The organism is Spirosoma radiotolerans, from assembly GCF_000974425.1.
Lineage (GTDB): Bacteria > Bacteroidota > Bacteroidia > Cytophagales > Spirosomataceae > Spirosoma > Spirosoma radiotolerans.
The window spans coordinates 1,852,544-1,873,846 of record NZ_CP010429.1; the positions used below are offsets into that span (position 1 = coordinate 1,852,544).

Annotated in this window: 23 protein-coding genes; 15 read left to right on the forward strand and 8 right to left on the reverse strand. The window is 48.5% G+C overall.

Annotation, left to right across the window (positions count from 1 at the left end; genetic code table 11):
- Positions 1-37: 37 nt before the first annotated feature.
- Complete coding sequence (locus SD10_RS07310) at positions 38-748, reverse strand: DUF1361 domain-containing protein (RefSeq protein WP_052731108.1); 711 nt, start codon at positions 746-748, stop codon at positions 38-40.
- A gap of 306 nt (positions 749-1,054) precedes the next feature.
- Between SD10_RS07310 and mazG the strand changes: the two genes are divergently transcribed.
- Together mazG and SD10_RS07320 are read left to right on the forward strand one after the other, a co-directional pair.
- The gene (gene mazG, locus SD10_RS07315; protein ID WP_046376345.1) at positions 1,055-1,879 is read left to right on the forward strand and encodes a nucleoside triphosphate pyrophosphohydrolase; all 825 of its coding nucleotides are present in this window, start codon (positions 1,055-1,057) and stop codon (positions 1,877-1,879) included.
- Positions 1,880-1,988: 109 nt separating this feature from the next.
- A complete protein-coding gene (locus SD10_RS07320) occupies positions 1,989-2,741 on the forward strand; it encodes a metallophosphoesterase (RefSeq protein ID WP_046376346.1) in 753 nt (250 codons plus the stop codon).
- Between the two features lie 464 nt (positions 2,742-3,205).
- On the opposite strand, the gene guaB is transcribed toward SD10_RS07320, so the two are convergent.
- Both guaB and SD10_RS07335 read right to left on the reverse strand, forming a co-directional pair.
- Positions 3,206-4,678, reverse strand: a complete 1,473-nt coding sequence (gene guaB, locus SD10_RS07330; RefSeq protein ID WP_046376348.1) for an IMP dehydrogenase — start codon at positions 4,676-4,678, stop codon at positions 3,206-3,208.
- Between the two features lie 192 nt (positions 4,679-4,870).
- A complete protein-coding gene (locus tag SD10_RS07335) occupies positions 4,871-5,293 on the reverse strand; it encodes a DUF2141 domain-containing protein (protein WP_046376349.1) in 423 nt (140 codons plus the stop codon).
- Between the two features lie 40 nt (positions 5,294-5,333).
- Between SD10_RS07335 and recJ the strand changes: the two genes are divergently transcribed.
- Both recJ and lptB read left to right on the forward strand, forming a co-directional pair.
- A complete protein-coding gene (gene recJ / locus SD10_RS07340) occupies positions 5,334-7,073 on the forward strand; it encodes a single-stranded-DNA-specific exonuclease RecJ (RefSeq protein WP_046376350.1) in 1,740 nt (579 codons plus the stop codon).
- 166 nt (positions 7,074-7,239) lie between these two features.
- Entirely contained in the window at positions 7,240-7,971 is a 732-nt protein-coding gene (gene lptB, locus SD10_RS07345; RefSeq protein WP_046376351.1) for an LPS export ABC transporter ATP-binding protein, read from the forward strand.
- Here lptB and SD10_RS07350 read toward each other — a convergent pair.
- Both SD10_RS07350 and recO read right to left on the reverse strand, forming a co-directional pair.
- Positions 7,968-8,309 carry a hypothetical protein gene (locus SD10_RS07350; RefSeq protein ID WP_046376352.1) on the reverse strand — a complete coding sequence of 114 codons (342 nt, stop codon included), beginning with the start codon at positions 8,307-8,309 and terminating at the stop codon, positions 7,968-7,970. The genes lptB and SD10_RS07350 overlap by 4 nt on opposite strands.
- 12 nt (positions 8,310-8,321) lie before the next feature.
- Positions 8,322-9,014 carry a DNA repair protein RecO gene (gene recO, locus SD10_RS07355; protein ID WP_046376353.1) on the reverse strand — a complete coding sequence of 231 codons (693 nt, stop codon included), beginning with the start codon at positions 9,012-9,014 and terminating at the stop codon, positions 8,322-8,324.
- Between the two features lie 88 nt (positions 9,015-9,102).
- On the opposite strand from recO, the gene SD10_RS07360 reads away from it, so the two are divergent.
- The gene (locus tag SD10_RS07360) at positions 9,103-9,939 is read left to right on the forward strand and encodes a fumarylacetoacetate hydrolase family protein (protein ID WP_046579173.1); all 837 of its coding nucleotides are present in this window, start codon (positions 9,103-9,105) and stop codon (positions 9,937-9,939) included.
- Positions 9,940-9,966: 27 nt separating this feature from the next.
- On the opposite strand, the gene SD10_RS07365 is transcribed toward SD10_RS07360, so the two are convergent.
- Together SD10_RS07365 and SD10_RS07370 are read right to left on the reverse strand one after the other, a co-directional pair.
- Positions 9,967-11,061, reverse strand: a complete 1,095-nt coding sequence (locus SD10_RS07365) for a 5-(carboxyamino)imidazole ribonucleotide synthase (RefSeq protein ID WP_046579176.1) — start codon at positions 11,059-11,061, stop codon at positions 9,967-9,969.
- Between the two features lie 122 nt (positions 11,062-11,183).
- Positions 11,184-11,882 (reverse strand): head GIN domain-containing protein, encoded by a 699-nt coding sequence (locus tag SD10_RS07370; RefSeq protein ID WP_046376354.1) that lies wholly within the window; start codon positions 11,880-11,882, stop codon positions 11,184-11,186.
- 375 nt (positions 11,883-12,257) lie between these two features.
- Between SD10_RS07370 and SD10_RS07375 the strand changes: the two genes are divergently transcribed.
- The gene (locus SD10_RS07375) at positions 12,258-12,944 is read left to right on the forward strand and encodes an ABC transporter ATP-binding protein (RefSeq protein ID WP_046376355.1); all 687 of its coding nucleotides are present in this window, start codon (positions 12,258-12,260) and stop codon (positions 12,942-12,944) included.
- Here the strand turns inward: SD10_RS07375 and SD10_RS07380 are convergent.
- Positions 12,921-13,754 carry an aminotransferase class IV gene (locus SD10_RS07380; RefSeq protein WP_046376356.1) on the reverse strand — a complete coding sequence of 278 codons (834 nt, stop codon included), beginning with the start codon at positions 13,752-13,754 and terminating at the stop codon, positions 12,921-12,923. The genes SD10_RS07375 and SD10_RS07380 overlap by 24 nt on opposite strands.
- Positions 13,755-13,829: 75 nt before the next feature.
- Here SD10_RS07380 and SD10_RS07385 point away from each other — a divergent pair, with 75 nt between their 5' ends.
- From SD10_RS07385 to SD10_RS07425, 9 genes are all read left to right on the forward strand, one after another.
- A complete protein-coding gene (locus tag SD10_RS07385) occupies positions 13,830-15,329 on the forward strand; it encodes a TolC family protein (RefSeq protein WP_316933133.1) in 1,500 nt (499 codons plus the stop codon).
- 72 nt (positions 15,330-15,401) lie between these two features.
- Entirely contained in the window at positions 15,402-16,817 is a 1,416-nt protein-coding gene (locus tag SD10_RS07390) for an efflux RND transporter periplasmic adaptor subunit (RefSeq protein ID WP_046376357.1), read from the forward strand.
- Positions 16,818-16,951: 134 nt separating this feature from the next.
- Complete coding sequence (locus SD10_RS07395; protein WP_046376358.1) at positions 16,952-17,956, forward strand: NAD(P)H-dependent glycerol-3-phosphate dehydrogenase; 1,005 nt, start codon at positions 16,952-16,954, stop codon at positions 17,954-17,956.
- Positions 17,957-18,026: 70 nt separating this feature from the next.
- Positions 18,027-18,281: a hypothetical protein gene (locus tag SD10_RS07400; RefSeq protein ID WP_227699166.1), complete on the forward strand. Its 255-nt coding sequence runs from the start codon at positions 18,027-18,029 to the stop codon at positions 18,279-18,281.
- 109 nt (positions 18,282-18,390) lie between these two features.
- Positions 18,391-18,978 (forward strand): RNA polymerase sigma factor, encoded by a 588-nt coding sequence (locus SD10_RS07405; protein ID WP_046376359.1) that lies wholly within the window; start codon positions 18,391-18,393, stop codon positions 18,976-18,978.
- A 94-nt stretch (positions 18,979-19,072) separates the two neighbouring features.
- Entirely contained in the window at positions 19,073-20,080 is a 1,008-nt protein-coding gene (locus tag SD10_RS07410) for a S1C family serine protease (protein ID WP_046376360.1), read from the forward strand.
- Between the two features lie 106 nt (positions 20,081-20,186).
- On the forward strand, positions 20,187-20,468 hold the full coding sequence (locus SD10_RS07415; RefSeq protein WP_046376361.1) for a hypothetical protein: 282 nt from the start codon (positions 20,187-20,189) through the stop codon (positions 20,466-20,468).
- 143 nt (positions 20,469-20,611) lie between these two features.
- Entirely contained in the window at positions 20,612-20,860 is a 249-nt protein-coding gene (locus tag SD10_RS07420) for a MoaD/ThiS family protein (RefSeq protein ID WP_046579183.1), read from the forward strand.
- Between the two features lie 17 nt (positions 20,861-20,877).
- Positions 20,878-21,288 (forward strand): molybdenum cofactor biosynthesis protein MoaE, encoded by a 411-nt coding sequence (locus SD10_RS07425; protein WP_046376362.1) that lies wholly within the window; start codon positions 20,878-20,880, stop codon positions 21,286-21,288.
- Positions 21,289-21,303: the final 15 nt, after the last annotated feature.

Sequence of the window (21,303 nt, forward strand, 5' to 3'; positions counted from 1 at the left end):
CTGATTTATCTCCACCAGCGTCACAAATTTTCTCTGCTTACTGGCTACGCTCTGATTCCTTTTCATGGTCGATGTACCAGTAGAAAGCGACGTACATCAGGAACAGGACAAACCCGTACGCAATGGTCAGTTTTATGCTCAGGTGGTCGTGGTAGGCGCGGGCAATGGCCATTGTCAGGGCTGTCGGGCTGGTCAGAACATCCCAACTATTCCAACGGCCAATACGGCCCAGGTAGATACCGAATCCTGACAGAATCTGGCTGCTGAAGATCAAGGCCCAGGTTGATAAATTGCCTGACAAGGGCCGAAGCATCCGATGAACGATGAGGATGGAGTACAAACCGATCAGCAAGCCGGTCAACGCAAAGACGAACAGCGCCATAGTGTCAAACCAGAGTAGGGGCTGGTCGACATGCTTGATGTGGAACAGGTCGGTAATGATGTAGGGAGCATTGGGCAAAAAGGCCAGCCAACCCGCTAATCCACCCACCAACAGCCATTTATTGTTGAAACCGGATTGCCGTAAGTCGCGCAACACCAGCACAACACCCAGCGGAAACCAGGCCAGGAACAGGTTCCAGGTTAGCATGATGAAGAACCACCAGTTGCCCGTCAGTAAACCCCGTGTTGTTACCAAACCAAGCCCGATAAGCGTCAGTAGCGCCAGCGCCCGTGTGCCTTTGCCAGAGCGGGCGTCGCGAGGGGAGATCATGCCGGAGGAATAAGGAGACGTTGCTGAGATATGCATCCTATAAAGTACTTTGTTTTGCAAAGTAAGTGCATTAATTAAACCTATGTCAAGTAGACAGGCATAAATATTTTCAGCGGCTTAAGATCGAGTCAATTTGATTACGGAACCAGCTGGTCTGGACGAGGCTTCTTTTAGCCAGATTTAACTGAGCCAAATGCGCTTTGTGGAAGGCGTCCTTCATCTCAAAGCTGCTAATTTCCCGTTACAATTTTCTGTAGATCTCGACCGCCCATTTGTACTCATAGGGGTTCGTCATGTCATTGTCTGTACAGTCTTTCCTCGTTTTTCCGTTATCTTTACCGTATGACGTTTACCGAAATGACTCCCCGCCGTCAGGAACAGATGATGGCGTTTGACCGGCTCCTGACCATCATGGATGAGTTGCGTGAGCAGTGTCCCTGGGATCGCAAACAGACGCTGGATAGCCTGCGCCACCTCACCATTGAGGAAACCTACGAACTCTCCGACGCTATTCTGGAAAATGATTTGCCCGAGATCCGGAAAGAACTGGGCGATATTCAGTTGCACCTGGTTTTTTATGCCAAAATCGCGTCCGAAACCGGTCAGTTCGATATGGCCGATGTTTTGAATGGCATCTGCGATAAGCTCATACGTCGGCACCCGCACATTTATGGGGATGCGAATGGAAGCAGGGTCGTTGCCGAAACAGAGGAGCAGGTAAAAGCGAACTGGGAGCAACTTAAACTCAAAGAAGGAAATAAATCGGTGCTTGGCGGGGTACCGGGGTCCTTGCCCGCTCTGGTGAAGGCCATGCGGATTCAGGAAAAGGCGCGTGGGGCTGGCTTTGACTGGGACGAGAAAGAACAGGTCTGGCAGAAGGTAGAGGAAGAAATGCAGGAGTTTAAAGCCGAATTCAATGCCGATACGCAGGCCGTTATTGACCAGCAGCGAGCTGAAGGCGAATTTGGTGATCTGCTTTTTTCACTGGTCAACTACGCCCGGTTCATCGATATTAATCCTGAAACCGCCCTCGAACGGACAAACAAAAAATTCATTAAGCGTTTTCAATACATTGAACAGCAGGCCCGCGCCCGTGGGAAATCCCTGAGCGATATGACACTGGCCGAAATGGACGTGTACTGGAACGAAGCTAAGAAAGAGGCTTGATGAAGAAAGATGTAGGGTGTATGATCCAGTATATATTTACATTAGCAACGTCATACACACCATATACCTACATCATACTGCATACATCTACTATCATTCCTCCTGAATCATGCGCATTGCTTTCCTGACTGATTTGCACCTGGGTGCTGAGGGTGACCTCGTACAAAACGTAGATGTCCGGCAAAATTTTTTGAGGTCGCTGGACTATGTAGCCGAATTGAAACCGAATTGCCTGGTGCTGGGCGGAGATATTTGCGATACGAGGGGGAATCAGGTCACGTATGAGTGGGTGAGGACGCAGATCGACAAGCTCCCGTTTCCAAATTACATTATCTCGGGTAACCACGACGATCCGGTACTGCTGGCCAGTGTGTTTAATAAACGGCACGATTTGCACACGGGCGAATTGTATTACGCGTTGCCGCTTGAAGGGCGTCCGGCTTTGTTTCTGGATTCATCGAAGGGCTTCTTCTCGGATAATCAGTGGGACTGGCTTCGGGAGTATATGCTGGCTTTACGCGATAACAATGTTGTGATTTTTATGCATCACCCGCCTTTGCCCGCCGATGTAGCCTTTATGGATCGGAAATACGCGTTTCAGCAAAGCGATGAATTTCTTGAGTTAGTACGTGAGCTGCCGTGCCACGTAACGGTGGTTTGTGGGCATTACCATGTTGAGAAGGTCGTTCAACGGGGAAATCTGCTTGTATTACTGACGCCGTCTACCTTCTACCAGATGAAACAGGATGCGTCCGAATTTGCCGTTGACAGTTACCGAATTGGCATCCGGGAGGTGAACCTGACAACGCATGGAACCACTAGTGCTGTATTTTACATTGATCCACTTCAACAGCCTTCATAACCGTAGAGTTAGGTCCCCTGATGACGTTTATACGTATTTGTACGGTTTATGCCTGGGTTATACCGTAGGACTACTTGTTTGGAAAATCAGCGTTTTTACGGGGATTAAATGCCGTACTTATTCGGTAAATCCATTTCAGTTAAAAGCCGAATTTTGTGCAAGTTTTCACCTACAGGCATACTTCTCAACATGAGAACCTTAAAAGAAAGTAAAAGCACTAATTTTCAGGCCCTGTTACCGTTGCTCAAACTCACTGATAAACTTGAAAATCGCATTGCCTCTGGAATTCAGCGTATGGTGGCCGCCGTTTTAGCGGATTCCTAGGATTCAGGAAATAAAGAAGAAGTGCTAATCGAGAGGCCTTCTTATGGTATCGGGTGGTTCAACACCTCCAGGAGTTAATAGTTGATATAGAGTGTACGAGCTAGTACATACATCATACACCCTATATCCTACATCGTTCGCTACCTCACTGAGTAATTCGGAGCTTCTTTCTGGATCGAGATGTCGTGCGGATGACTTTCGCGGGCACCTGCCGTTGTGATCTTCACGAATTTGGCTTGCTGAAGCGTTGGAATGTCGATAGCACCGCAGTAGCCCATCCCGGCTTTCAGACCACCCACCATCTGATACACAATTTCCGAAACCTTGCCTTTGAATGGAACCCGGCCAACGATACCTTCAGGAACCAGTTTCTTGATATCATCTTCGGCGTCCTGGAAATAACGGTCTTTAGAACCATCTTCCATCGCTTCGACCGAACCCATACCCCGGTAAGTCTTAAACCGACGACCTTCATACAGAACGATCTCCCCGGGAGCCTCTTCGGTACCGGCCAGAACCGATCCAATCATAACCGTACTGGCACCACCGGCCAGCGCCTTCGTAATATCGCCCGAGAAACGAATCCCTCCATCGGCAATAACAGGAATGCCCGTACCCTGTAGTGCTTTAGCAGCCTCATACACAGCCGTTAACTGGGGCATACCAATGCCGGCAATAATACGGGTGGTACAGATACTACCTGGCCCTACCCCAACTTTCACAGCGTCGGCACCAGCATCGGCCAAGGCTTTCGCGCCTTCCCCCGTTGCTACGTTACCAGCCATTACCTGTAATTTTGGGAACTGCTGTTTAATGCTCCGAACGGCATCCAGAACTCCTTTGGAGTGACCGTGGGCCGTATCGACACTGATCACATCGACACCTGCTTTAACAAGAGCTTCGATGCGCCGGGTCAAATCGGGCGTAACGCCCACAGCCGCTCCGACACGTAGGCGCCCCAGTTCGTCTTTACAGGCGTTGGGGTGGCTCTTTTTCTTGAGAATATCTTTGTAGGTAATCAGCCCAACCAAATGATAGTCGTTGTTGACGATAGGAAGTTTTTCAATCCGGTACTGTTGCAAAATACTCTCCGCTTCTTCGAGCGTCAGGCCTTCCCGAGCCGTAATCAGATTCTCGCGCGTCATAATACCCGTGACGGGTTGCGAAAGGTCACTCTGGAAGCGTAGGTCGCGGTTGGTCAGGATGCCAACCAGTTTGTTGTTCTCATCGACAACGGGAATGCCACCGATCTTGAACTCACGCATGATCTTGAGCGCGTCGGCAAGCGTGGCTGTTTCAAGGAGGGTAATGGGATCAATGATCATCCCGCTCTCGGAGCGTTTTACTTTCCGGACCTGATCGGCCTGAGCCTCGATGCTCATGTTTTTGTGGATAATACCGATGCCGCCTTCCTGCGCCATAGCAATGGCCAGCGCTGATTCGGTAACGGTATCCATAGCCGCCGAGATCAGGGGAACGTTTAGCTGGATGTTGCGCGTGAGTTGGGTGACGGTTTGCGTATCGCGTGGGAGTACCTCCGAATAGGCAGGCAGGAGCAGTACGTCGTCGTAGGTGAGAGCCTCGTAAAGAAACTTACTGGTATCTAAGCTCATAGCAAATAGACAAGTGATGTTATTTGCCGGATAAAATTACAAAAAAAATCTGAACTGCCCAGCCTTTCCTGTAGGATTCGTGCCAATTCTATAATTTACACCTAAGATTCGCCTTAGAGTCCACAACTTTGGCGATAATCTCAGGTGTAAACCAGGCCTGTTCGTAGACGTCAAGCGAAGTTCTGATGATTTCTAATTCAGCTTTATACTAATTAATTTGCCACTGTCGCCAACACTAAATCGACAGTCGCTGAATTTTGGCGCCGACATGGTTGGCCGGAAATTGTTGCTGAACCCGTACGGTTCTTTAGGAATGCCAAACATCCGTTTGTCCATTTTCCCGTTTCCATTTTCGTCGTGGTAAACAGCAACGGCATAATCGCCCGGCTCAACGGAAAAAGTTGCCTGAACACTTTTATCCGTTGCTTCCAGCTTTTTTCCTTCCATCGGTTTCCCTTCAGGAAACGCATTTTTTACGTTGAATAACGCAATATAAACGTCTCCGTTCATGGTACGAACGTTCTGAATTTCAATTTGTAAGTTCGCCTTTTTAGGTGGTTTGACTGGCTCCTCACCGGATACAAAAAGGCTTAACGCCGAAAGCAAAATGAGCATAGATACAGTATTTTTCTAAAAACGGATTTATCTTGCAATTATGATAGCCCAATCGTCACCTCCTGTAAAACGCTGGATCACCAAACCCTTCCCGGATTCGGTGGAGCAGCAGGGCGCCATACAGACATTAACCAATTCGCTTGGCGTTAGTCCATTTCTGGCGGCCTTATTGATACAACGAGGTGTACAAACCTACGAAGAAGCGCGGATGTTCTTTCGCCCGGAAATAGGCCATTTGCATAACCCGTTCGAAATGAAGGACATGGACCGGGCTATTACACGTCTGCAAATGGCGATGCTTCCCGAGCGGCAGGAGAAAATCCTGATTTATGGCGATTATGATGTAGATGGAACCACATCGGTAGCGCTCGTGTATGGCTTTCTGAAAAACTATCACACGGCCATCGATTATTATATTCCGGACCGCTATAAGGAAGGGTATGGTATTTCGCAGCAGGGAATTCAATGGGCCGCCGACAATGGGTTTTCCTTAATTATTGCGTTAGACTGTGGTATCAAGTCGGTTGAGCGGGTCGCTGAAGCAAAAGAACTCGGCGTCGATTTCATTATTTGTGACCACCACCGGCCAGGTGATGAACTGCCTGATGCAGCCGCCGTACTTGATCCCAAACGGGACGATTGCGCCTATCCCTATAAAGAATTAAGTGGCTGTGGCGTAGGTTTTAAACTGCTCCACGCATTCTGTTTGCATAAAGAAATTGACCTGAGCCAGCTCTACCCGTGCCTCGATCTGGTGGCGGTCAGCATTGCGTCGGACATTGTGCCGGTTACGGGCGAAAACCGGGTGTTGGCCTATTACGGGCTCAAACAAATAAATTCGGATCCTCGCACAGGCCTCAAGGCATTGATCAAAATAGCTGGTTTTTCGCGGGAATTAGACATCACGAACCTGGTATTCGGGCTTGGGCCGCGGATCAATGCCGCTGGCCGAATCCAGCACGCGAAGGCAGCTGTGCAGCTTCTGTTGGCCGAATCGGAAGAGGAAGCGGATGAGTTTGCGATGGCGATTAACAAACATAACAACAGCCGACGCGAATTTGACAGCAGTATTACGGAACAGGCGCTGGCCATGATTCGTGAAAATGAATTATTATCGCAGGCCAAAAGCACGGTGCTTTTTGATGCCAGCTGGCACAAAGGAGTGATTGGAATTGTGGCGTCCCGCTGCATCGAGCACTTTCACCGTCCAACCATCATTCTCACCCAATCGAACGACAAGGCGGCCGGGTCGGCGCGGTCGGTACCGGGTTTCGACGTGTACGAAGCCATTGAAGAATGTTCTGATTTGCTGGAGCAGTTTGGCGGCCACACCTTCGCTGCTGGTATGACTATGTCGGTCAATAATATCGATGCTTTCCGGAAAAAATTTGAAGAAGTGGTTTCCCGGACCATCAAAGAGGAGCACCTGACCCCACTGATTGACATTGATCTGCCGCTGGATTTTAGTGAGATCAGCGATAAGCTGTACCGAATCGTTCGGCAAATGGGCCCGTTTGGACCACACAACTTACAGCCCACATTTATGACGGAGGATGTTTATCTGGTGAGTGAGCCAATCATTATGAAAGAGAAGCACCTCAAAATAAACGTTCGTCAGGGTAGGGGGGGGCAGACCTTAACAGCCATTGGGTTTGGGTTTGCCCATGTCGCGGATCAACTCCGACCGGGCCAGCCGTTTTCAATCTGTTATCAGGTTGAGCAAAACCACTACAATGGAAACACCACCCTCCAGTTGATGCTGAAAGATGTAAAGGTGTAGAAGATCCGGCGTCCGACCACTTCGTTGCTCCATTTACCCGTAAAATTTGTTAATAAATTGGTATTGGGCCTTGCTGTTCATGGAAATAGTTGGCAGTGGGTTTCAATACCCCGAACTTTGTGCTACCGGTCGATAGCGCAGCAGCGTGTAGCAAGAACGCAGAAGAATGATTCTCAGAACTGAAAATTTGATTAAAAAATACGGATCACGGTTGGTCAACAACAATGTATCCTACCAGGTTGAAACCGGCGAAATTGTGGGGCTCCTGGGCCCAAACGGAGCCGGTAAAACAACTTCGTTTTATATGGCCGTTGGGCTGGTGAAGCCCAATAGCGGGAAAGTTTTTATCGACGATATGGATGTGACCGATCTGCCCATGTACAAACGGGCCCGTCTTGGTCTGGGCTATCTGGCGCAGGAAGCCTCCGTATTCCGCGACCTGTCGGTTGAAGAAAATGTGCTCGCCGTTCTGGAAATGACCGATTTGCCGAAAGCTAAGCAAAAGGAAAAGGTAGAAGAGCTGCTCGAAGAATTTAGTCTGACGCACGTTCGGAAAAGCAAAGGAAAGGTACTTTCCGGGGGGGAGCGCCGACGGACGGAGATTGCCCGGGCGCTGGCCGTGGACCCCAAATTCATCTTGCTCGATGAACCGTTTGCTGGTGTCGATCCGATTGCCGTTGAGGACATTCAAAGTATCGTCGCTAAACTGAAACACCGGAACATTGGCATCCTGATCACCGACCATAACGTGAACGAAACGCTCTCCATCACCGACCGGGCCTATCTGTTGTTCGAAGGGAAAATTCTAAAGCAGGGAACCGCCGAAGAATTAGCCAACGACGAACAGGTACGCCGGGTGTATCTCGGGCAACATTTCGAACTCAAACGCAAGGTCTAATTGCTAAACAATGCTTGAAGGATTGTATAGAACTCACCAACTGTAAAAGCGCGGACAACAGGCTTTTGGCCAAACCACCAAAATGGGATACCAAACCCTTCACTGTGAAATAAATATTCATTCGGGCCTAGTTTGAACATTTCGCGAAACCCTTGTTCATCCTTACAGAAGGCAACACCATAGTGTCTCTCTATCGCTTCGAGAAATTCTATACCATCATCACCGGTAATACCCAAATCTTTCTCAAATTGTGTAGATGGAGTAATTAGCCTCTTGCTGGAAACTCCTGCATGCTGTCGAATGAAATCAGTAAAGTGCTCAAACGTAATTTCCTGCATAAAAGCTGATGACTATCCCAAAACTTCGCGTAGCACTGGCAGCGATTTTACTTCACCCAGCGAATCAATGTGAATGTGGTAATAAGTTACCAGGGCATCGGCCAGTTCATTCCGGGCGGAGCGGTCTAATTTGATTGGCGTGCCGAACGGCTGACGCAGCATCGTGTTGAGTGCTGCATCCATCTCCTCGTCGGGTAAGAACGGATAGGAGTTTTCGCGGAGCTGGCTCTCGAACTCACGCGCACTCTCCGGCCCGAAACCCAGGAAGAACGAAAGCTTTAACAGAAAAATCAGGTGGAAATTCTCGTAATTTACCTTTGCTTCTTCCAGAAAAACCACTGACTCAACCAGAAATCGGAAAAGTGTTGGACTACCCGTTTCTTCTTTCAGCACTTTATTCAGCATTTCCGTCACAAACATGGCAATGGTAGATTTGCCCACTTCGAAGGGCAAGCTCTGGAACGGAAAATTAGTTTTCACTTCCGAAAGCCGGGTCAGATCGCGGTCACTTTTGTAATAAACCACCATTTCCAGCAACGTTAATGGCTGAAAAAGAGCAATACGGTTATTTTTGCTCTTGGCCGTTCGCACGCTGTTGACGATATAGCTTTGCAGGCCAAACTCTTCGGTGTATACGCGGGCAATGATGGAGGTTTCGCGGTAACGAATATAGCTGAGGGCAATACCCCGTGTTTTTTGCAGCATCTTGGGTTGACAGTAAACTATCTAATATAACACCTTTTACTGAGAAATGGGCCTGTTTGTTGGCCAATTACCGCTTAGTTTGTCTTATATGAACCTCTACAAAACCCGCTCCGGCATTGTCGTCCACTTCCAAGATCAGTTTTATTCTGTTCCAGCCGATGATTGGGACGAATTAATTAACCGGGATGATTTACATGAATTTCTCATTACGCTGACTGCGGTGGCGACTCCATCGGATGCCTATCAGGACTGGCTCAAAACGGGCTTGCTCGCACCCATTGGCCGACAGGAAGTGTGGGCGTCGGGAGTAACCTATCTACGGAGTCGCGACGCCCGTATGGAGGAGTCGAAAAAATCGGGAGGAGACAATTTTTACGACCGGGTTTATGACGCCGAGCGGCCGGAATTATTCTTCAAGTCGACCCCCGAACGGGTAGTGGGGCCGGGTGCAGCGGTTCGTATTCGGGCTGATTCGACCTGGAATGTGCCAGAGCCGGAACTGACGTTGTTCATTACATCGTCGGGCAAAATTGTGGGTTATACCTGCGGAAACGACATGAGTTCGCGGAGTATCGAGGGAGAAAATCCGTTGTATCTACCTCAGGCCAAAAGTTATGACGGCAGCGCAGCTCTTGGCCCGTGCCTGTATGTTCCGGAAGTGCCCATTGCTTCTGATACACAAATCCGCCTGGAAATTATTCGTGATGAGCAGGCGGCTTTTACCAATAACATCGCCATTAATCAGATGAAACGGCAGCATACCGAACTTGTCTCGTTCCTATACCGCGAGTGTTCCTTTTCGTATGGGTGCTTCCTGATGACGGGCACCGGTATTGTGCCACCCGATGATTTTACCCTTCGGTCGGGCGATGTAATCAGGATCACCATCGACGGGATTGGTACCTTGGAGAATACTGTCGCCTAGTCAACGTAGAGACCGGTCCGCCGGTCTCTACGTTGAGATCACCCGGATGCCTTGCCGTACATCGCTTACTTTTTCGCGAAGGGTATCCAGCGATTGATCCATGACGGTGACGTGGCCCATTTTGCGGAACGGTTTGGTGATGGCTTTTCCGTAGAAAAACGGGAATACACCCGGCATAGCTAGTAAATTTTCCAGGCCTTCGTAAACGGCAGGGCCAGTTTGATTTTCTTCGCCAAGCAGGTTGACCATAGCAGCCGGTTGGTAGGCTGTCGTGTCGCCGAGGGGATAGTTTAAAATAGCGCGCCAATGCTGCTCAAACTGTGATGTAACATTGGCGCGCATGGTGTGATGGCCGCTGTTGTGCGGGCGCGGAGCGACTTCATTGATCAACACGTTGCCTTGTTTATCCAGAAACAACTCAACGGCCAGTAGTCCCACAATGCCAAAGGCTTCGGTAGTACGCCGGGCAATGTCCTGTGCTTGCAGGTCAATTGCTTCCGAAATTTCTGCCGGAGCAAACAGGTATTCTACCAAATTCAAGTCGGGGTGAAATACCATCTCGACCGTTGGAAAAGTTTGGATCTCGCCCCGCTCATTCCGGGCCACGATGACAGCTAATTCTTTTTCAAAATCAACTGCTTTTTCGAGGACACCGGGGGCATCGAACGCTTTCCCGACATCGGCAACCGACGCAATCCGCTGAACGCCCCGGCCGTCATAGCCATCGCGGCCGAGCTTATGAAAAGCAGGCAAAAAGTCGGGTTGTTGAATCTCAACTAAAGCGACATCGGCACGCGTATCGGTTAAAATGAAATCGGCTGTCGGTAGGTTATGGTCGCGATAAAATTGTTTCTGTAATCGCTTATCCTGAATAATACGGATGACAGAAGGTTGTGGAAATACCCGCTTTCCCTCGCGTTCGAGCGCTTCGAGGGCTTCCACATTGACGCGCTCAATTTCAATGGTCAATACGTCAACGGCCTGACCAAACTGATAAACCGTATCATAATCGGTTAGTGAGCCCTGGGTAAATTGAGTGCAAAGATGCCGACAGGGAGCTTCGGCGTCGGCGTCGAGTACATGAACGCGAAGGTTCCAGTCAATGGAGGCCTGCAAGAGCATCAGGCCCAGCTGGCCCCCGCCGAGAATTCCGATAGTAGGTGTCAAAATGGTGAAAGAGTGAAAGAGTGAAAGAGCGAAATTAGTTATTCGCTCTTTCACTCTTTCACTCTTTCGCTCTTTTTCTAATCTTTCCGCTTAATATCGGAGCCGCCTGATTTACTACTTGCCAGCACTCTGCCTGGGCCATAATAATAGATATCGGAACCTCCTGACGCTTTCAAACTCATTTCTTTACTGGCGTTGACATACACGTCGGAGCCCCCGGATGAGTTGGCATTGCAGGTCTCAACGATGAGTTTGCGCGCATCAAGATCGGAGCCGCCCGAGCCATTTGCATTCAATGTCCGGGCCGATCCTTGTAAAACCGCATCAGCTCCACCCGATGCCGACACATTTAACCGATCCGCTTTGAGGTCTAGTTTAACGTCGGAGCCGCCCGATGCGTCTACGTTCAAATCGTTGAACGACAGTGTTCCCTGACCAAACACATCGGAGCCGCCCCCGGCTTGTAAGTTAGTTAACTGTTTGAAGGTGATATAGGCCTTCACAGAGTTGTTTCGATTGAAATTCCAGTTCATTCCCTTCCGGTCGATGTAAAGTTCGAGAACGCCGTTTTTCACCCGCGAAACGATCTGGTCTTCATCCATACCTTTTACGTCGAGGGTCAATTTTTCCGAATTGCCCTGCGTCAGGTAAACGTCTATACCACTGGTTACACTCAGACCCGTGAAACCCGAAACCGTCCGGTCTATTTTTCCCTGGCTGATAGCGGTTTGTAAACCCGCTATCAGCATGAAAAGTGTTAGAGCAATTGCTTTCATTGTGTAGGTGTTTTTACATTTATCAATAGATGACGAAAAAGTCGGTTGCGTTGCATGACGAACTGAAAAGGTGTCCGATTTCAACGGTATATTTGTCCGTAAGCGGACGTTGCTGGTACTTGAGAAGTCTCTAAACTTCTGTCAGTTAGCCTTTTGTAAATCTGGCACGACGCTTGAACCGCTAAAGAAAAGAATTTAAATCCAGCTGTAAAACCATCGGAAAAGATGAGTGTTTGGTCAACCCACCGTTTGCTTTCGGATACCTAAACCAAACTCGGGTGTTGTAATCCTGAACGAACTCATCCAGAATGCTATAATCACCAGAAATTCACGTTGTCTTAACCTACGTAAAAACCTTTTCAAAAGTAACTAATTATGATTCAACTCCACAACGTCTCTAAATACTACCCGGCTGGCTTTGGACGGGTCTATGTGCTGCGTAACATTACCCTCGACATCGCCAAGGGCGAGTTTGTGTCGATCATGGGACCGTCGGGGTCGGGCAAGTCTACCTTACTGCACATTTTGGGCCTGCTGGAAGAACCATCTGAAGGTGAATACCTGCTCGACGATCATCCGGTGCAGAAACTATCCGAAAAGAGACGTACTGAACTCCACCGGACACAAATCGGCTTCGTGTTTCAGGCTTATCACCTAATCGATGAGTTGACGGTATATGAAAACATTGAAACGCCCTTACTCTACAAGGGATTGAGTGGCTCCGAGCGCAAAAGCCGCGTGGCCGAATTGCTTGACCGGTTCAATATCGTAGCCCGGAAAGATTTGTTTCCGGCCCAATTATCGGGTGGGCAGCAGCAATTGGTGGGCATCGCCCGGGCGCTGGCGGCATACCCGTCCGTTATTTTTGCGGACGAACCAACGGGGAACCTTCATTCCGATCAGGCCCGCGACATTATGGACATATTCCGGGAACTGAATCAAAAAGATGGGGTGACCATTGTGCAGGTAACGCACTCGGAAGCAAATGCCGAATATGGATCGCGGATTATACGGCTAAAAGACGGCTGGCTGGAACCCTCAACTCTGGATGTGACGCCATAGTGCACTAAGTTGCTCTTTTATCTCATCCGACGGAGTTATGTTGTCGTTATTGATTCGATTCAACCACTGAATACCCATGACATTGGCGCAAAATACGGCCTGGGCTTCACGAAGGACTTCAGGTTTATATAGTCCTTCCTGCAGGGAAATTTCCAAACCTGAACCTGTACGTAAAAGTTGCTGGCGGACAATACCGTTGATGCAGCCGGTTTGTAATGAAGGCGTGTAGAGCGTTTCGTTAGCGTACCAAAACAGGGCAGAGGCCAGGCATTCGGCAAGGTGACCGCCGGTATCGAGCAAAATGACATCGTCGAATTTATGTTGTTCTTTATGCACGCCTGCCAGCACATAAGGAAGGGCATTCAGGGTTTTAAAAGCCGAAACGGGGGAAGGTGATAACCGAAAGGCGTCATAAATTCCTGTTTGGGCTTTTTCTGTGATTGAAAAGGGCACTCCGGGCCGCACCGTGATGAGTATATTGACTTCATTCGTGGCAGGGGTGTATAAACCACCAGTTTGCCGCCAAACCTGAATCTTGATTCGGGCGGGTTGATGGGTAAGTCCGTTGGCGCTAAGCAGATGAAGAATAGTCTCGTGAATGATCTCAGCGGTAAAGTTCGTCGGTCGGATAAGATGGAGAGCCGACATACCTCCCGACAGGCGGGCAAAGTGGTCGGGCCAGAACCACACCCGGCTAGTTTCGTACCGAATTGTTTCGAAGAGGCCGTCGCCATACTGAAAAGCGCGGTCATTGATTGCCAGGCGAAAGTCGCCTTCAGAGAGTATATCCGAATTATAAACCAGAAACATGCTTTGTTTGCGCCGTTTATCCCAAAACGATAGCCGCGCCGAAGGTAAGTTTGTATCATTGAACCATCAAATACTATGAGTATGCAAGTGGCGTGGAAACAGGTGCGGGTTGTAATGACCCTATTGCTAACGACAGGTTTGTCGGCAACATACGCACAGAATACAGTTTCGGCTGTATCGCCCGGTAGTGGAACGAGTGCCTCGAATCGGCTAAATTTACAGCAGTGTATCGAAATTGCTCAACAGAATAACATTCAGATTCGGCAGGGGCAACTAACGGTTGCCAACAGTGATTTACAATTACATCAGTCACGATTAAATCTCTTACCGACAACTAACTTCCAGGCCAATCAGGGCTTAAACGGTGGTCGGAGCATCAACCCGCAGTCCAATGGTTTCATTCAGCAATCCATTTCTTCGGGAAATTATCAGCTGAATGCCTCGGCAACGTTATATAATGGTATGGTTTTGAGAAATACCATTAAGCAAAATGACTTGATTCTACAGGCGAGCCAACAAGAGCTAAATGCGACAAAAAACAATGTATCGCTTACGGTTGCGCAAAATTACCTGAACGTTTTAGTCGGTTCTGAACAATTGGCCGTTGCGCAGCGGCAGGCCGATGTAACCCGGGCACAACTAGATCGAACACAGCGTTTGGTGAATGCCGGATCGGCTCCTGAAGCAAACTTATACGAACTTCGGGCAACGCTGGCCAGCAATGAAGTGGATATTGTGACGGCACAAAATACGCTGGACTTGGCCAAGGTTTCGTTACTTCAGGCCATGAATGTGCCCATAAATCAGGAATTTGAGGTTGAACAGATCAATGTTCCAGATCCAGGTTTAACGCCTTACGAGGCATCTGTACAGCAACTTTTCGATGTGGCCGTCGGAAATTTGCCCGAAGTGAAAGGGGCCGATTTGCGCGTAAAAGGGGCTGCTTTGGGCGTTCAGGTGGCTAAAGGGGCTCTTTATCCGGTGTTGACATTGAATGGCAACTTAAGCAGTCTGTATTCAAGTGCGGCCAATCAGCAACAGATACCCAACGGAACGACACGTCAACAAATCACCGGGTTTTTTACAGATGCGAATGGTTCTCAAGTGCCCGTATATACAACCATAAATGGGTCAGATGTAGTAAACGTGAGCTATTTTAATCAGATACAGAATAACTTCAATCGGTCTGCTTCTTTATTTTTACGAGTTCCTATTTTTCAGGGTAATTTGTCCCGTAACCGGATTACAACCGCCAAAATTCAGCAACAAAACGCTGAATTAACGGCTCAAAATACCCGGTTGACACTGCGTCAGCAAATTGAGACGGCTTATACAAGCATGCGTGCGGCCGCCAATAAATTTAAAGCTACTCAAGTGCAGGTAGCATCGCTGGAAAAGGCGTTTCAGGTAGCCGAAAGTCGACTGAACGCTGGCGCTATCAACGCCACTGATTATAGCATTGCTAAAACGAATCTGGATCGTGCCCGGAATAGCCTGGTACAGGCTAAGTACGACTACGTTTTCCGGACAAAAATTTTAGATTATTATCAGAACAAACCGCTTAGTTTTAATTAAGTTAGTGAATTAGTGATTGAGTGAACAGATATCGTATGTTCATTCTGTTACTCCTTCACTAATTCCCTGATCATGAAAAAGAAGTCAAGTCGCATTTGGTGGATATTGGGTGGACTGCTAGTCCTACTCGTTGGAGGATTAGTAGCCGCAAAACAGGCGGGTATGCTGGGCAAACCGAAATCAACGGAGGTTGACTTCGCGTTGGTCAAGCGTCTCGATATTACCGAACATGTTAGTGCCTCGGGGCGGGTTCAGCCTCAGGTTGAAGTGAAAATTAGCCCTGACGTATCAGGCGAAATCATCGGTCTTTATGTCAATGAAGGCGACCCCGTTAAGGCCGGTCAACTGCTGTGCCGTATCCGCCCCGACAACTACGAATCACTCCTGGCGCGGGCGCGGGCGGCCGTCAACCAAAGCCGGGCGCAGCTAGAACAATCAAAAGCATCCGTAGCTCAATCGAGCGCTCGTCTGATTCGGGCTAAAGCAGATTATGATCGGAATCGTAAACTGTTCGCGGATAAGGTAATTTCGTCTGCCGATCTGGAAACTAGCGAGGCCAATTACAACGTTGCCAAACAGGAGGTTGAAGCAGCCAACGCCAACGTAAGAGCGTCTCAATTTAACATTCAGAGCGCCGAAGCCAGCCTGCGCGATGCCAACGAAAACCTGCGCAAAACATCCATCTATTGTCCGGTCAATGGCACGGTTTCCAAGCTTAATATTGAGCTGGGTGAACGTGTAGTAGGAACATCACAAATGGCAGGTACCGAAATTATGCGGATCGCCAATTTGCAGAACATGGAAGTGCGGGTCAATGTCAACGAGAACGACATTGTACGAGTTAACCTCGGCGACACGGCGGATATTGAAGTGGATTCATACACGACTGCTGGCCGCAAATTTAAGGGTGTTGTATATGAGATTGCCAACACGGCCAACGGATTAACGAGTTCATCGGGAGCGGCTGCATCTCTATCGGCCGATGCTGTTACGGAGTTTGAGATAAAAGTTAAAATCCTAAATACCTCATACGCTGATCTGCTGGCCCTAAAAGATAAAAAAGGCTATCCCTTCAAACCCGGAATGACGGCTTCTGTCGAGATCATTACGGATCGTAAGTCGGGTGTGCTGGCTGTTCCAATTGCGGCCGTAACAACCCGTGCTGCCGATTCATCCGCTATCGACACGGCTGAAACAAAAGATAGATCGAATGGGACCGTTGATGAAAAACCCGCCGATGTGGTCGAAAAGAAAGATAAGCCTAAAGAGATTGTCTTTGTCAATGTAGGCGGCAAAGCCACGCAGCGGGAGGTGAAAACGGGCATTAGTGACTTCGAAAATATCGAGATCTTGTCGGGCCTCAAACCGGGCGAGCAAATCATATCAGGCCCGTTCATCGCCGTGTCGAAGAAGCTCAAAAATGGCGAGCTGGTGGTTAAGCGCGATCCAACAAAGAACAAGAAAAAAGAAGACGAGAAAGACGAGTAATATCGCTCGCACTTAGGTAAAAGCAAATGGGTAAGGCTATGATGCCTTACCCATTTGCTTTATAGAGTACTAATTCCGGCAGGGCTAAATGGGCCAAATTTGGCCTACAACTGCTTTCTTCTTTTCTTTACCCCATGAAAGTAAATCAACCGGTTCGGCTGACAATGGTAGGTGGAGGAAGCTGGGCAACGGCACTCGTTAAAATCCTCTCCGAAAACAATGTCAGTGTTAAATGGTGGCTTCGTAAAAAATCCGACGCCGATCATATCAAAAAATTCGGACACAATCCAAGCTACCTGAGTGACGTACAGATCAATACCCGTAAAGTGAAGGTCTGCACAAAAATTAGAGATTCCGTTAAGGATAGTGAGTACATTATTCTGGCCGTTCCTGCAGCCTTCATTGGTGATGCCCTGACGGGCTTGAAACCCACAGACTTTGTTGGCAAATCGGTTGTGTCGGCCATCAAAGGGATGATTCCAGACGCGAATCAACTGGTGACGGATTGGGTCAGCGAGCAATACGATGTGCCGGTAGAGCGCATGTCGGTTATTGCCGGGCCATGCCACGCCGAAGAAGTTGCCCTTGAAAAAAAGTCTTACCTCACCATCGCTTCTCAAAATCCAACTTGTGCCGCAGCCGTCGCCGACTTACTCCGGTGTCGCTTCGTACAAACAACACCCGTCGATGATATTTACGGCATCGAGTACAGTGCCGTTATGAAAAACATCATTGCCTTAGCGTGTGGCATTACGCGCGGACTGGGCTACGGCGATAATTTCCAGGCCGTTCTGGTGTCTAATGCCATGCAGGAGATCAGGCGGTTTGTGGATGCCGTTTACCCCAAACACCGCGATTTGAGCGGCTCTGCTTACCTGGGCGATTTACTGGTAACGGCTTATTCCCCTTTCAGCCGAAACCGAACGTTCGGTACGCTGATTGGTCGGGGCTATACCATACAATCAGCACAGGCGGAGATGAATATGATTGCAGAAGGATACTACGCCGTAAAAAGTATCTATGAGGTAAATCAGCAGTTTGGCGTCAGTATGCCCATCACGAATGCTGTTTATGCCATTCTTTACGAACGGGCCGCCCCCACAACTGAAATGAATTTGTTGACAGGTGTGTTAATGTAATACGGTCAAAAAATAAAAAGCCCCCTGACTCGTCAGAGGGCTTTTAACCGTTTATAGCGATGTCGGTAAGATGTACCGGCAGTTGTGCCTTAGCAAAAATTACTTCGCGCTATCAGCAGACATCGTCGAAGCAGAATCCGTAGCCATCGTCGAATCGGTAGCCATCGTCGAAGCAGAATCTGCAGTCGTCGTGGTGGTCGTTTCGGTGCTTTCGGTCTTCTTCGAGCTGCAAGACGTAGCCAGGGCGATCATAGCCATGAAAAAGAAGGCGGATTTCGTGATTGCTTTCATATTTTTGGGGATGTTTTTGTTTAGTGATTACTAATTAATGTCAGTGTTAATACCCTATAGGGAGAAAGGTAACCCAACTTTTTTTTTATTTTTTTTATGGGTTACGTCTCAATCGTTTCTGTATTAAGTAATGACTCAACTCAATGAAGGAAAGTAGGTCGCCCATATTCACCGATGAGGAGTTGCTGATGGGGTTGGCCGATGGCTCCGACGACGCATTGACGCAATTGTACCGACGATATTTTCCGATGGTTCTCCACTTCGTCACCAGCAACAGCGGAAATGAAGATGATGCCAAGGATATTTATCAGGAAGCATTGATTGTACTGTATGAGAAGGTGAGGAGTGGTTCGCTGGAATTGCATTGCCAGTTAAAAACCTACCTCTACTCAGTTGGCCGGCGCTTGTGGCTGAAGCAGTTAGCCCAGCGAAGCCGGTATATGGTACGTGATGTGGAAAGGCCCGCTACGGATGAATTTGTTTCCGGGCAGATTGACGACGATCTAACGGAACATGAAGAACGGGATCGCCAGTTCGATCTGATGGCAGACTCACTTTCCCGGCTTGGTGAACCATGTCGAACGTTGCTGGATGATTTTTATATCCAGCACCTGAGTATGCAGGAGATTACCGAAAAGTTTGGCTATACCAATGCCGACAATGCCAAAACGCAGAAATATAAATGTCTGATGCGGTTGAAGCGGTTGTTCTTTTCGGAATATAAACAGTAAACGTTGTCAGGTCATAAGGGTATAAAGTGGTTCAGTGATCCGTTAAACCAGCTATTTGTCTTTCGATCTAACAACTCAATAACTCTTTTTAAAGATGGAAGAAGAAAAAGATATTGAGAATGCGCTGCGGATGTATGGTGAGCGAGTTCGGTTCAGGCAAAAGCTGAATGCTGTTCAGGCGCGTACGGATATGAACGTTATCCGTCAGGATGCTGCTGATTACCGGTCTGAACCGGCCGTGCAGATACGCTCTCTTTGGACTACCTATCGGACCACATTGGCGGTGGCTGCTTCGGTGGCTATCATCACTACGTTTAGCTCTATTTTTCTTTATCGGTCTTATCAGCAGAGCCACAAGCAGGAGCAGCAGTATAGCCTGTTAAGCAAAGAAATTCAGGCGGTTAAATCGTCGCAGCGTAAGTTGTTGAATGATTATAATGGCCGTGGACGAGGCCTGAGTACTAATCCGGCACAAGTAGCGGGATCAGGTTTCCTAATTACCGGAGACGGCTATTTTGTTACCAACAACCACATCGTTCGGGATGCTGATTCAGTATATGTTCAAAGTGCGAAAGGTGAAGTATACAAAGCCCGCGTCGTCTATGCCGATAAAGCCCACGATTTGGCGTTTCTGCAACTTTGCGACGATAGTGCGTTTCGGTCAATGCCGCCCGTTCCGTACAGTTTCGACGCCCGCCCGTCGGACCTGGGTGAGCGTGTATATACACTCGGCTACCCGCGTGAAGAAATCGTTTATGGCGAAGGTTACCTCAGTTCAGGAACTGGCTATCGGGGCGATTCCACAGCTTACCAGGTCGCCATTGGTGTGAACCCAGGTAACTCGGGCGGTCCATTATTAGACGAGAAAGGGAATGTGATTGGTATCATCAGTGGGAAACAAACGACGTCCGAAGGGGTCAGTTTCGCCGTGAAAACGAATTACATGCTTGAAGCACTTAACAATATTCCGGCTGACTCACTCAAAGGCCAGCCGCTCCGCCTGAATAAAAAGAGCCAACTGTCGCACTTATCCCGTAAGCAGCAGATCAAGCGCATGCAGGATTACGTGTATCAGGTTAAAGTATTCAAGCACAAAGACTAACAATTACGGTGTTTGCTGTTTGTCGGGAAAGTTAAGAAAAGCTAAATCTTGACTAAACAATTGTTCGTTTGTTGAGTTATTTTGAGTACGAATCAACTCAACTCTCATGAAAAAGTTAACAATGCTGGCAGCTGCGCTTTTCTTCTCAGTTGCCCTGGTATCTGCTCAGGATACAAAGCAAAATGCTAAAGAGACAGCACATCAGGCAAAAGAAACGACAAAAGCCGCCGGTAGAAAAATAGGCCGTGAGGCTGACAAGGCAGGTGACAAAATGTCTGATGCGGCTAAAAACACAAAAGAGGATATTAAAGATGGGACCAATAAAACCCTCAACAAAGCTGATCGCAAGATGAAGAAAGCTGAGCGGAAAATGGATAACTCGAAATAAGTAGTCTACTCTTACTATTCGGAACTGTGCCACTACCTCAAAGCAGTGGCACAGTTTTTTGTTGGTACCTGGCGAACTTCAACGACGCTTTGCTGCGTTCTGATGGCAATGTACTGCTTTATCAAACGGCCTTTCTTATACTCATGACCCAATCTGTTTCGGTGCTTTTATTTGGAATCACCCGCGATTTAACCGGTCAGTCGGCGGTGGCTGTGCCCCTTAACGAAGGGGCCAGCGTTGGCGACCTGCTTAGCCGACTGCACCAGGATTACCCTGCTTTGGCGGGCATTCGTTCTCTGTTGGTGGCTGTTAATGGCGAATACGCCGAATCTGAACAACTACTTGCTCACCACGACGAAATAGCCCTTATTCCACCTGTCAGCGGAGGCTGATTTTGTTTCTATTTTCTATGGTTGCTCTTACTTCCGACCCCATTGATGTTACCGCTGCCTTAACGTATCTACAGTCGGAACAGGCAGGGGCTATTGATTTTTTTCTTGGCGTTGTTCGCGATAACACCCAAGAACGGCCCGTAGACCGGCTCGAATACGAAGCTTATGACCGTATGGCCATCTCCGAAATGCAAAAAATTGCGGATGATGCGCAACAACGATGGCCTATTCTCCGGTACACGATCATCCACCGAAAAGGGACGCTACAAATTGGTGAAATTGCGGTGTTGATTGGTGTAGCCACTGCCCACCGGGCTGCTGCTTTCGAAGCCTGCCGATACATCATAGACACTATCAAACAAACGGTGCCCATCTGGAAAAAAGAAGTATTTACCGATGGTGAATCATGGGTGAACGCACACCCGTGAAAGATGTATGGTGTA